The organism is Thiocapsa bogorovii, from assembly GCF_021228795.1.
In the GTDB taxonomy this organism is placed as follows: Bacteria; Pseudomonadota; Gammaproteobacteria; order Chromatiales; family Chromatiaceae; genus Thiocapsa; species Thiocapsa bogorovii.
Genome location: NZ_CP089309.1, coordinates 2110134 through 2122192, shown reverse-complemented (window position 1 = coordinate 2122192; position 12059 = coordinate 2110134). Strand labels below are relative to the sequence as shown.

General features: G+C 62.3%; 13 protein-coding genes. 11 read left to right on the top strand and 2 right to left on the bottom strand.

The genetic code is table 11. From position 1 onward, the window contains the following. The first annotated feature begins 44 nt into the window (after positions 1-44). The 9 genes from LT988_RS09640 (at position 45) to LT988_RS09600 (ending at position 6921) form a co-directional block, all read left to right on the top strand. Positions 45-332, top strand: coding sequence for a ferritin-like domain-containing protein (locus LT988_RS09640; RefSeq protein ID WP_232409939.1), 288 nt, complete (start codon positions 45-47; stop codon positions 330-332). Positions 333-543: 211 nt separating this feature from the next. Next, positions 544-846 (top strand): 4a-hydroxytetrahydrobiopterin dehydratase, encoded by a 303-nt coding sequence (locus tag LT988_RS09635; RefSeq protein WP_232409938.1) that lies wholly within the window; start codon positions 544-546, stop codon positions 844-846. A gap of 15 nt (positions 847-861) precedes the next feature. Then, positions 862-2121 (top strand): ABC transporter permease, encoded by a 1260-nt coding sequence (locus tag LT988_RS09630; RefSeq protein WP_232409937.1) that lies wholly within the window; start codon positions 862-864, stop codon positions 2119-2121. A 76-nt stretch (positions 2122-2197) separates the two neighbouring features. Continuing rightward, positions 2198-2779 (top strand): DUF3299 domain-containing protein, encoded by a 582-nt coding sequence (locus tag LT988_RS09625; RefSeq protein WP_232409936.1) that lies wholly within the window; start codon positions 2198-2200, stop codon positions 2777-2779. Positions 2780-3151: 372 nt separating this feature from the next. After that, complete coding sequence (locus LT988_RS09620; protein WP_232407510.1) at positions 3152-3682, top strand: hypothetical protein; 531 nt, start codon at positions 3152-3154, stop codon at positions 3680-3682. Next, entirely contained in the window at positions 3679-4803 is a 1125-nt protein-coding gene (locus tag LT988_RS09615; protein ID WP_232407511.1) for an IS1634 family transposase, read from the top strand. The genes LT988_RS09620 and LT988_RS09615 overlap by 4 nt, the downstream gene beginning before the upstream one ends. Positions 4804-4970: 167 nt before the next feature. Beyond that, on the top strand, positions 4971-5465 hold the full coding sequence (locus LT988_RS09610; RefSeq protein WP_232409935.1) for a 6-pyruvoyl trahydropterin synthase family protein: 495 nt from the start codon (positions 4971-4973) through the stop codon (positions 5463-5465). Next, positions 5462-6163: an SDR family NAD(P)-dependent oxidoreductase gene (locus tag LT988_RS09605; protein WP_232409934.1), complete on the top strand. Its 702-nt coding sequence runs from the start codon at positions 5462-5464 to the stop codon at positions 6161-6163. Before LT988_RS09610 ends, LT988_RS09605 begins: the two co-directional genes overlap by 4 nt. Further along, a complete protein-coding gene (locus LT988_RS09600) occupies positions 6160-6921 on the top strand; it encodes an SDR family NAD(P)-dependent oxidoreductase (protein WP_232409933.1) in 762 nt (253 codons plus the stop codon). Before LT988_RS09605 ends, LT988_RS09600 begins: the two co-directional genes overlap by 4 nt. Positions 6922-7065: 144 nt before the next feature. On the opposite strand, the gene LT988_RS09595 is transcribed toward LT988_RS09600, so the two are convergent. Further along, positions 7066-7485: an SCP2 sterol-binding domain-containing protein gene (locus LT988_RS09595; RefSeq protein WP_232409932.1), complete on the bottom strand. Its 420-nt coding sequence runs from the start codon at positions 7483-7485 to the stop codon at positions 7066-7068. A 172-nt stretch (positions 7486-7657) separates the two neighbouring features. Next, a complete protein-coding gene (locus tag LT988_RS09590; protein WP_232409931.1) occupies positions 7658-9181 on the bottom strand; it encodes a Ppx/GppA phosphatase family protein in 1524 nt (507 codons plus the stop codon). Positions 9182-9358: 177 nt separating this feature from the next. On the opposite strand from LT988_RS09590, the gene recQ reads away from it, so the two are divergent. Beyond that, entirely contained in the window at positions 9359-11563 is a 2205-nt protein-coding gene (recQ, locus tag LT988_RS09585) for a DNA helicase RecQ (protein WP_232409930.1), read from the top strand. 54 nt (positions 11564-11617) lie between these two features. Continuing rightward, positions 11618-12025 (top strand): hypothetical protein, encoded by a 408-nt coding sequence (locus LT988_RS09580; protein WP_232409929.1) that lies wholly within the window; start codon positions 11618-11620, stop codon positions 12023-12025. Positions 12026-12059: the final 34 nt, after the last annotated feature.

The window sequence follows — 12059 nt, the reverse complement described above, 5'->3', positions numbered from 1 at the left end:
ACGACGCGCCCGACCTGTGAACCACACGATTCGGAGAAGTGCCAATGGCGAACGAGGGCTACCACGAGCCGACCGAAGAACTGTCCGACGAGACCCGGGACATGCACCGGGCCATCATCTCGCTGATGGAGGAGCTCGAAGCGGTCGACTGGTACAACCAGCGGGTCGACGCCTGTAAGGACGGCGATCTAAAGGCGATCCTGGCGCACAATCGCGACGAGGAAAAGGAGCATGCAGCCATGGTGCTGGAATGGATCCGCCGTCAGGATCCGACCTTCGACAAGGAGTTGAAGGACTATCTCTTTACCGAAAAAGAGATTGCTCATCACTGAACCGCGTCCGTCCGTTCATGTTGGGGCAGCGTCATTCGCACGTTCGTGGCCACCACGAACCTTCGCGCCGACGCGGTTCAGGTGAAAACGACGGACAGTTTCACGATGGAACTGTTAGGTGTCTTGAACCGCGTCCGCTCAAGCCTTTGGGGATTCATGTGAAGCGATGCATTTCCTCGCCCCGAGCATATCGAACCCGGCGCGGTTCAACATGAGCCGCGCCAAGCTCGATACCGAATCGATCGCGAAGGCGCTCTCGGAGCTCAATGCCACTGCCGCGTCGCCCTGGAGTCTAGTCGACGGTAAGTTGCACAAGGCATTCCAGTTCAAGGACTTCGTCGAGGCGTTCGGCTTCATGAGTCAGGTCGCATTGGTGGCCGAGTCGATGGATCATCACCCCGAGTGGAGCAATGTCTACAGTCGAGTCGTCGTTGATCTATCCACACACGACCCGGGCGGCATCACTGCGCTTGATTTCACGCTGGCGAGCCGGATCGAAGGCCTGAGGCTTTAGGCGTCCCGAGGACCCGTGCCTATCCTGAGCTTGGCTTGGAAGAGCCTCCTCAATCGCCGCGGTACGGCGTTGCTGACGGTCCTTTCGATCGGTCTTAGCGTTGCGCTGCTTGTCGGTGTCGAGCGCCTGCGCACCGAGACGCGCGCGAGCTTCGCGAATACCATCTCGGGCACCGACTTGATCGTCGGCGCGAGGACCGGACCGGTTCAGTTGCTGCTCTACGCTGTCTTCCGAATCGGTCACGCCACCAACAACATCTCCTGGGCCTCCTATTCGGATATCGCCGCTCACCCACGTGTCGCCTGGTCCATCCCGATCTCGCTGGGTGACTCGCACCGCGGATACCCCGTCCTCGGCACCACTTCTGCCTACTTCGAGCATTATCGATACGGCCGCGGCCGCTCGCTTGTCATTGAGGAGGGCGCGCCCTTCTCCGACCTCTATGACGCCGTACTCGGCGCCGATGTGGCGAAGGCGCTGGGCTACGGTTTGGGCGATTCCGTCGTGATCGCTCACGGCGCCTCCGATGTCGCCTTCGCGCGTCATGACGAGCATCCATTCCACGTCGCCGGGATACTCGCGCCGACCGGCACGCCGGTCGATCGCACGGTCCACGTGAGCCTGGAGGGCATCGAGGCGATCCATGTCGGTTGGGAAGGCGGTGCGCCCTTGCCGGGCCGGGTCGTCGATGCGGACGAGGCGCGTGCCATGGACCTTGCCCCCAAAGCCATCACTGCGGCTTTGGTGGGCCTGAGCTCGCGGATCTCGACCTTCCAGGTGCAACGTTTCGTCAACGACTACCGAACGGAGCCGCTGATGGCCATCCTGCCCGGCGTGGCGCTTGCGGAGCTGTGGGGCCTGATTGCGGTCGGCGAGCGGGCCTTGCTGCTGGTCTCGGGGTTCGTGGTCGTCGTCGGTCTCTTCGGTCTTTTGACGGCGCTGCTGACGAGTCTCGGCGAGCGCAGGCGCGAGATGGCGATCCTGCGTTCGGTCGGCGCCCGTCCGAGCCATGTCTTCTCGCTTATTCTCGGCGAGGCGTTCGCGCTGACACTGCTCGGCATCCTCGTTGGCTTGGGTCTTCTCTATGCGGTCCTCCTGGGGGCCCAGCCGCTGATCCAGTCGGCGACGGGGATCTTCGTGGCTGTCGGAATCCTCTCGGCCTATGAGATGATGCTGTTGGCGCTGGTCCTCGCCGCCGGGTTCCTAGTCGGTCTGATCCCCGGCTATCGCGCATATCGATTGTCTTTGGCCGACGGGCTGTTGATTCGGGTATGAGTCTTCCCCGCGAGAACCATTGCGCCTGATCGGCTCACTTGCCCTCGACGAGGGTCTAATCCTTGAGAAACCAACGATGAGACTGTTTGCGCGGTTGTTCCCGGTCATTCTCGCCCTGTGGCTCGTGGGTTGCGGCGAGGAATCGGCTGGGCCAGAGTCAGCGACTTCAAGCGCGGTGCAGGCAGAGGAGATCGATTGGGATCGCTTGATCCCGGTCGAGTGGCAGCCCGAGACACTGCTCGAGGACTTCGACCTCGACGCGCTCGATGAGATGGACGACGATGATCCGCGTGCCATGGCGTTGATGGACAAGCTCATGGCGCTCTGGGCCGATGCCCCGGTCGTGGAAGAGCTGGACGGACGCCTCGTCCGATTGCCCGGCTTCGTCGTGCCCTTGGAGCTGGATGCGAGCAGGATGACCGAGTTCCTGTTGGTTCCCTATTACGGAGCCTGTATTCATGTGCCGCCGCCGCCCGCAAACCAGACGGTTCATGTGGTTGCGCCCGAGGGCCGCGAGTATGTCGGCGAGCTGTTCGATACCGTCTGGGTCACCGGGACGCTTCGAGTGATCCGCACCAGCAGCGACCTGGCCGAAGCCGGCTATCGGATCGACGTGACCGAGATCGAGCCCTACGAAGGCGAATTGGAGCCCCTTTAAACCGCTTCAACCGCGCCCGTTGGGACATGCGACAGGGTGATTCTGGCTCCGTCTCGCACGAACCAATCACCCTTTCCACGAGCGCGGTTTAAGTCTTGCACCTTTTCTCTGAACCGCGTCGACTCCAGCGCTGTTGGTTCAAGAGGCGAGTGCACTCAAGCATCATCGTGCACCGCGGGCGCGGTTCAGCTTGGATTCGGCTCCGTGACCCCACATCCCCCAAGACCGACTTTACCCCTGCAGATCTGGCCATTTTTCGCCGCTAGGCCGCGTGGCTACTGACTTCCTCGCCGATAAGTTTTTTCAAAATGTCGCCATGCATGTGAAATATTGGCGCTTGCGATATCAGCGTTCATAGGCTAGAAATTAGCCATGCAGACCGCGCATGGCAATTTGCACCTGGAAATCCAAACCACCCGCAAAAGCCCGGTGGGCATCTTGCGCACCTCCTTTCGCGACAACGGCAAGATGTGCCACACCCAGCATGGGCGCATCACCGGCTGCTCACTGGAGCAACTCCAACTCCTGCAGTTGGCCTTTCGTGAGCGCGTGGTTCCCGTCGATGACCCACAGGCCTTCCGGATTCTCAACAGCCGCGAATACGGCGCCAGTCAGGCCATCCTGGCCATTGCCAAGCAACTGGGTCTGCATCGCATCCTCTACTCGCGCGCCGAACCCTGGGTCAGCGGCGCACTGGCGATGATTGTCGGTCGCTTGGTCTATGCCGGAAGTAAGCTCGCGTTATGCAACCATCATCCCAATACCTGTCTGTGGGAGCTTTGCGGAATCGCTGAGACCCCCGAGGTCGAGGCGCATTGCTACGAGCCAATGGATCGGCTGTTACAGCGCCAGAAGGCGATCCAAAAGCCCTGGCCGGGCGTCATCTGCGCAATGGGCATGTGATTCTCTACGATATCACCAGTGTCTATTTTGAAGGCGAGTACAAAGACAGCGAACTGGTGGCCTTCGGCTATAACCGCGATGGCAAAAAAAGTCGTGAGCAAGTGGTTGTCGGGCTGATCTGCAATGACCAAGGTTGCCCGGTCGGGGTGGAAGTCTATGCGGGCAACACCAAGGACGAAACCACCGTGGTTGATAAGGTGCATGAGATCAAGCAAGGCTACGGCATCGAGACGATCATCTTCGTCGGTGATCGCGGGATGGTCACCCGCAGCAACATTAACGCGCTGCAAGACGAGGCGGACTTGCAGACCATTGGCGCCCTGACCCATGGCGAGATGATGACCCTGCTGAAGAACAAGGTGATCACCCTCGATCTGTTCGATGAGCGCAATATCCATGAGGTCAGCGATCCTGACGACCCGTCCCGCCGGTATTGCCTGTGCCGCAATCCACAGACCGCTCAGCGCGAGTCGCAGACGCGCCAACGGTTGCTGGATCTCACCACCAAGGCCCTGGGTGAGATCGCCGCCTACAAGCGCGCCGCGACCGTCGAAAAGCTCGGTGCGCGCGTTGGCAAGGTGTTGGCCAAATACAAGATGGGCAAGTTCATCCAATGGGCGATTGAGGCCGATCCGCAACAGGAAACATCGTGCGCGCATCGCCTCACCTGGTCGATTAACGCCGAGAAGGTGGAGCACGAAAAGCGTTTCGATGGGTGCTATGTAATCACCAGCGATGTCGATCAAGCGCAGATGAAAACCTTGGACGTGGTGCGCGCCTATAAGAGCCTGACCTTTGTCGAGCGCGCCTTTCGCAATCTCAAGACCGTGCAGCTGGAAATTCGCCCGGTTTATCACAAGAGCGATGAGCGCATTCGCAGTCACGTCTTTCTCTGTATGCTGGCCTATTACCTGCAATGGCACATGGAGCAGCGCTTAGCGCCGCTCTTTGCCAACGATGGCAAGGGCGAAGACAGACGCTGGACATTCCGCGGGGTGATTGATTGCTTGTCTCAGATCACGCGCAATCGCGTGGCCGTCAACGGTGCTGAGTTCGATCGGAATAGTACCCCAACACCCGAGCAAGCGCAGATAGTGGAGTTCCTGCAAGTCACGATGTAGCCACCCACGTGAAATCCGAAATCGCCCGCCAGCCCAGTAGTGGCGAGGGTTTTCGGCCGGTCTGCAGGGGGAAAATCGGCCAAGAGTCGGAGGCGAGTGGCGAACGATCGCGACTGCACCGACAGGTGCTCCGAGCCTGGGGCACGCGAGCAGCATCGGAGACGACCTTGGATACCGACATCCTCACCCGTATCGAGATCAGTAAGGAATATCTCAATTTCAGCGCAGGCCATTTCACCATCTTCTCCGCGACCGAGCGTGAGAACCTCCATGGCCACAATTTTCGGATCCGCTGCAATGTAACGGCACCGGTCGGGGCGGACGGCATGGCGTTCGATTACGTCATGCTCAAAAGGGTGCTCAAGACGCTTTGCGACGAGTTCGACGAGCGCCTGCTGCTGCCCGAGCGGTCGCCCCATTTAAGGATCGAGCATGGCGACGGAATGGTGATCGCTTGGTTCGGCGAGGAGCGCCTGACCTTTCTCGAGCGCGACGTGCTGCTCCTGCCCATTCGAAACGTGACGATCGAAGAGCTGGCCGAGCTCCTGCTTGCGCGTCTGCGCGTGCGGCCCGAGCTGGACGGTCGAGATCTGCGCGCCATCGAGCTGGGTGTCTCGTCGGGCGACGGACAATGGGCCTTTTCGTCTTGGAGGACATCATGAATCTGCTCGTCGTCACCGGCGCAAGCGCGGGGATCGGTCGCGCCATTGCGACACGCTTTCTTTTGGATGGCAGCGTCGTCGTCAATCTCTCCCGCCGTCCCTGCACGGAGCGGGGGGTGGAGAATCTGATGTGCGATCTCGCGCAGCCCGACGCAATCGATCGGATCGCCGCCCCGCTGATTGCCTGGTTGGGCGATGCCGATCGGATCTGTCTGGTCCACAACGCCTCGATCATGCGTCGCGACAGCATCGACGCCTTGCCGAGCGAGGATCTGCGTGCCGTACTCGAACTGAATCTGGTTGCCGCCAATGCGCTGAACCAATTGGTTCTGCCGCATATGGGCGCCGGCTCAAGCATCATTTACATCGGCTCGACCCTTGCGGAGAAGGCGGTTCCCGGCGTGGCGAGCTACGTGATCGCCAAACATGCCTTGGCCGGGATGATGCGCTCCACCTGCCAGGATCTTGCCGGGCGCGGGATCCACACCTGCATGATTTGTCCCGGCTTCACGGACACCGAGCAGATCCGTGCCATGATCGGGGACGACCCGGACACGCTTGCTGCTCTGGCGGGGATGTCGGCCTTCAATCGGCTGATCGAGCCGGAGGAGATCGCCGAGACTGTGGCCTTTGCGGCACATGCCCCGGTGTTGAACGGGGCGCTGATTCACGCCAACCTCGGGCAGCGCGAGCGATGACTGCGACGGTGCCGCGCATCGTCTGTATCAGCGGGGGAACATCCGGGATCGGCGCGGGGCTCGTCGGTGCCTTTATCGAGGCCGGCGATCGCGTCGTGACCTTCGGGCGGGATCCGGAGAAGGTCGCCGCGCTTGCCCGGCTGTGGGGTCAGGCCGTCGATCGCGGACGCCTACGTCTCCTGGTGGGCGACGTGACGCATGCGGATTTCCGCGAGCAACTCGTCGCCGAGATCCGGGACAGGGACGGGCGACTGGATGTCTTGGTAAACAACGCCGGCGTGATCTTGAGTCAAGGGGATATCGAGGAGACGGTCGAGGCCTGGCGGACGACCCTGGAAGTCAACCTGATTGCGCCCTTTGCCCTGACTCAAGGCTGTCTCGGTTTGCTGGAGCAAAGCGCGGCCCCGGTCGTCATCAACATGTCGTCGGCCTGTGCGCAGCACCCTTTCGAGACGTGCACATCGACAAGCTATTCCGCCAGCAAAGCGGGCCTGGAGATGTTGACTCAGCGGCTGGCAATGGCATTGGGGGCGCGCGGAATTCGTGTGAACGCGGTGGCTCCGGGCGTGGTGGAATCCCCGATGTGGGGCGGAGCGAGCGATCTAATCGCCTCGACCGTGAAACGCCGCCACCGCTTGAGACAAGAGGCCGTCGAGCCGAGCGACGTGGCGCGCGCCGTGCTCTTTCTCGCGTCCGAGGAGGCTCGCCGGATTACCGGTGCATGCCTCAATGTCGATGCGGGTTATGCGCTTGGCTAATCCGAAAAGAGCCGTTATCAAGCCGAGAGGCGAAGCGCGGGAAAATCCTCAATCAACCTGAACCGCGTCCCGCCGAGTTGATTGTTCGAGGTGACCTCGCAGCCACCTCGAAACGAACCATGTCACTGCTGGCGCGGTTCAGGTTCAGCCGAGCTCGTCGGTCGGGATCTGCTGCATGAGCCCGAAACTCTTGACGAAGGGGTTCGCCATGCGCGGATCCTTCAGCATTGCCTTGTAGTCACCTTCCTTGAACTTCAGCTTGCCGGTCATGAAGGCGGTGCCCATGCCGGCCATGCCGATGCCTTTCTCGACCCACTTCAGCCAATCCTTGAGGTCGGCCCGCATGTCCCAGTTGGCCGGCGGATCCGTATCCGACCAGGAGCCGGCACGGACGCACTCGCCCTTCTCGACGACGAAGACCCCGCGTGGGTTTTCCTCGTTCTTGAACCCGCAATAGATGACCGAGTCGAAGTCGATCTCGGCCAGCTTGTCTTTGACCTCCGGCTCGGCGTTCCAAGCGTCCTTGAGATGGTTCATCCACTCGGCGGAAAAGAGTGCGGCCATTGTTGTAGTCCTCCAGTTTAGCGGCGTGGGAACCGCGCGCGGTACCGCGGCGGCGGGGAAATTCCGTTCCGGGGTCTGTGCAGCGCGAAGCCCCGTTGCACGGTTAATTTTACCAGGATGAGGGGAAAAGGATACGGGACGGCGCGGTTCCATCCGGGCGGAGCCGGCAGGTTTAGCCGAAGTTCAGACGAATCCCGGAGGACGCCAGGCGCTCGGCCTCCTCTTCGAGCTCCAGCTGCGTCAGTGGATGATCGGAGAGCCACCCGTCCGGGAAGCTCAACGCGAGGTTATCGCCGTCGGTCGTGAGCGTCGGATCGGGCTTGGTTTCCGAAGAGCGTCCGCGATGCAGCAGAACGGCCAGGCGTAGGATGACACAGAGCTTGCGTGCCGGCTCCCCGGTCCCGTGGGGTAGGGCTGCGAGCTCTTGGACGGGAAACTTCCGCCTGTGCCCGAGGACCAACGCGGCGAGCAGCATTTGCTCCGGTCGCGTAAAGCCGGCGAGGTCGGCATTGCGCAGCAGATAGGCCCCGTGTTTTTGGTGTTGGCTGTGGGCCACCATCACGCCGATTTCGTGGAGTCGTGCCGCCCACGCCAGCATGAGTCCGTGCGTGGGATCCTGCAGCGCCCAAGGCGCGGTGAGCCGGCGCAAGAGGGACAAAGCCGTCGCCCGGACGCGTTGAGCGTGGTCCTGGTCGATCTGGAAATGTCGGCCGAGGGTCTCGACGGTGCGTTCCCGGACATCCACGTGTTGGCTGCGCCCCATCGTTTCGTAGATCAAGCCTTCACGCAGTGCATATTCCGAGACCTGCATATGCTGGATCCCGAGCGTCTCGAAGACCGAACGCAGCACGGCGACACCGCCGGCGAAGACCGGCTTACGCTCCTCGGCTAAGCCCTTGAGCGCGAGAGCGGAGGTTCGGCCCGTCTCCACCAGTGCATCGCGAAGCCGCAGCAACGCCGTCGCCGAAATCCCGTCCTCGCACCAGCCCTCGGCCGCCACGACCGCCGCGATGGATTTGATGGTCCCGGAGCTGCCGACCGCCGTCTGCCAGCCGGTGCGGCGAAACAGCTCGCGCACGGGCCGCACCTCGAGCGCGCCCGTGAGCTCGGCTTTCTCCATGATCCGGGCCGTGATGCGACCGTCGGCGAAATGACGGCGCGACATGCTCACGCAGCCCATGTGCAGGCTCTCGCGCAGCCGTGGTGAAAAACCGAGCCCGACGATGATCTCCGTGCTTCCGCCGCCGATGTCGATGACCAGGCGCCGCTCGGTCCCTGCGGCTAGATCATGGGCGACGCCGAGGTAGATCAGTCGGGCCTCTTCGCGGCCCGCGATGACCTCGATCGGGTGGCCGAGCTTGGCTTCGGCAAGGGGGAGGAAATCGCTCTCGGGTGCGAGCTGACGCAGGGTATTGGTTCCGACCGCCCGCACGCTGCCGGGAGGGAATCCGCGGAGCCTCTGGCCGAATCGTTCCAGACACGCCAATGCGCGCTCGGCGACCTGCGGGTCGAGCTGCTTGTCGTCTCGCAAGCCTTCGCCGAGTCGAACCATCTCCTTGAGGCGATCGGTCACCTGCATATGACCGTTGCCGATGCGGGCCACGATCATGTGAAAGCTGTTGGATCCGAGATCGACGGCTGCGACGACCTCTGGCAGCATGGTTTCGACGGCGGCCTGAACGGGCTCTTCAATCATGGCAGGGTCCAACGCTGAACGGCACGTAAATGGTACCAGAAGCCGGGTCCATCGCGGGTGTCGTGCGTCGATGCCGCTTGAGCGGGTCACACGCATGATGGCAGAGGGTCTGGCGTACACGAATAGGCTAAAATGCGCATCGCAACCGATGCGGTTGCGATTCTGTGGAGTGACAGGATGAACGAGACGCCGATTCAGGTCCTCAACCGCGTCTTCGGCTACGACCGTTTTCGCGGCGCCCAGGCCGAGATCATCGACCGGGTGATTGGCGGCGGAGACGCCCTGGTCCTGATGCCGACGGGTGGAGGCAAGTCGCTCTGTTATCAGATCCCGGCGCTCCTGCGGCCCGGGGTCGGCGTGGTGGTCTCGCCGCTGATCGCATTGATGCAGGATCAGGTCGATGCGCTGCGGCAACTCGGGGTGCGAGCCGCCTTCCTGAACTCGTCGTTGACAGTGCAGGAGGCTCGAGCGGTCGAGGAGTCGATGATCTCGGGCGATCTGGACCTGGTCTACGTCGCCCCGGAGCGCCTTCTGACCGAGCGTTTCCTTGCCTTGCTGGATCGCGTCCAAGTTGCCCTGTTCGCGATCGACGAGGCCCACTGCGTCTCTCAGTGGGGCCATGATTTCCGCCCCGAATACATCCAGCTCCACCTGCTGCACGAGCGTTGGCCCCAAATCCCGCGCGTCGCACTCACGGCGACCGCCGATGCACCGACCCGTGCCGAGATCCTCACCCGGTTGGGTCTGGAACAGGCCGGGCAGTTCGTGTCCAGCTTCGACCGACCGAACATCCGCTATCGCATCGTCGAGAAGGCCAACCCGCGCCAACAGCTCATCGCCTTCCTGCGCAACGAGCATCCCGGCGATGCAGGCATCGTCTACTGTCTGTCGCGACGCAAGGTCGAAGAGACGGCGGCCTATCTTGCGACGCAGGGCGTGACCGCGCTGCCCTATCACGCCGGGCTTCCGGCCGAGACTCGTCGCACGCACCAAGCCCGGTTCCTGCGCGAGGAAGGTGTGGTCATCGTCGCGACCATCGCCTTCGGGATGGGGATCGACAAACCGGACGTGCGTTTTGTCGCTCATCTCGACCTACCCAAGAGTCTGGAGGCCTACTATCAGGAGACCGGGCGCGCCGGGCGCGACGGCCAAGCGGCGGATGCCTGGATGACCTATGGTCTGGGCGATGTGGTGATGCTGCGTCGCATGATCGAAGAGTCCGAGGCCGAGGAGCGCTTCAAGCGGGTGGAGATGCAGAAGCTCGACAGCATGCTCGGTTTCTGCGAAACGACCGAGTGCCGGCGCCAGGTTCTGCTCAACTATTTCGGCGAGCCCCTACCCAAGCCCTGCGGCAACTGCGACACCTGCCTGGAGCCCGTCGCCACCTGGGACGGAACGCAGGCGGCGCAGAAGGCGCTCTCCTGCATCTATCGCACCGGCCAACGCTTCGGCAGCAGCTATCTGGTGGATGTTCTGCTCGGCAAGAACAACGAGCGCATTCGCCGCTTCGGGCATGACCAGGTCACGACCTTCGGCATCGGCCAAGAGCTGTCCGCGGATCAATGGAAGTCGGTCTATCGCCAGCTCGTCGCGGCGGGATTCATCGCCGTCGATATCGAGGGTCATGGCGCCCTTCGGCTGACCGAGCAGGCCCGGCCTTTGCTCCGTGGTGAGCGTCGGATCCGATTGCGCCAAGACCCCGACCGCAAAAAATCGACCGGGGCAGGCCGCAAACCCGCCGCGGAGTTGCCGAGCGATCCGGAGGCGCTCGGCTTGTGGGAAGCGCTACGCGACTACCGGCGTCAACTCGCCCTGGAGCAGGATGTCCCTGCCTACGTCATCTTCGGCGATGCCACCCTGCGCGAGATCCTGACCTACCGCCCGCGCGATCGCGACGAGCTGAGCCGAATCAGCGGTGTCGGTCAGGCCAAGCTCGAGCGCTTCGGTGATGGCTTTCTGAAGCTGCTCGCCACGCACGCGGCCAAGCACGGCCGACCCTCGATAGTACCGAAGCTGCCGGTCGCGAGGCCCGCCTCGGTCGGTGCGCGCGCCCGCGAGTCCGGATTGACCGACACCATTCGAGAAACCCTCGAGCTCTTTCGCGCAGGCCAAGGAGTCGAGGCGATCGCCGAGCAGCGTGCCTTGAAGCCCAGCACGGTCTACACGCACTTGGAGCGGTGCATCGAGGAAGGGCAAGTCGCCGTGAAGGACGTTGTGCGCCTCGATCATGAGACCGTCCGGGCGATCGAATTCGCCATCGAGCGACTGCCCGAGAGCGCGCTCATGAGCCTCAAACCGATCTACGACGCCTTCGAAGGCCGCTACGATTACGGCCTGCTGCGATGCGTGCGAGCCGGGATGGGGGGCTCGGCCGGGGATTGATCCGCGTCAGCTCGGTCTATAATCGCACCCGTGCGCGATCCAGCGGAGTCCGCTATGACCTTGACCCAGCAAGACATCGATTTCATCAAATCCAACATGGCCGTTTGGCTTGCTGAGCAGAGTCTCGGCAAGCCGCCTGCGGTCTATGAGATCGAGCTGCGCGAGCGCATGGTGCGCGTCGAGGAGGAGCTCAAGCACCAGCGCGAGTTGATGCGTCAGGGCTTCGAGCAGATGGACAAGCGCTTCGAGGCGATGCAGGTCAACATGGACAAGCGCTTCGAGCAGGTCGAGCGACGCTTCGAGCAGATCGAGCGACGCTTCGAGCAGATCGACAAGCGTTTCGAGCAGGTCGACAAGCGTTTCGACGAGATGATCCGTCGCCACGACCGCCACTTCCTGTGGCTGATCGCGTTCATCACCACCGTCGGCGGCCTGGTCATTGCCGCCGGTAAGTTGTGGTAAGGCGATTTCGGAAATTCGCGTTAATATCCTAAAC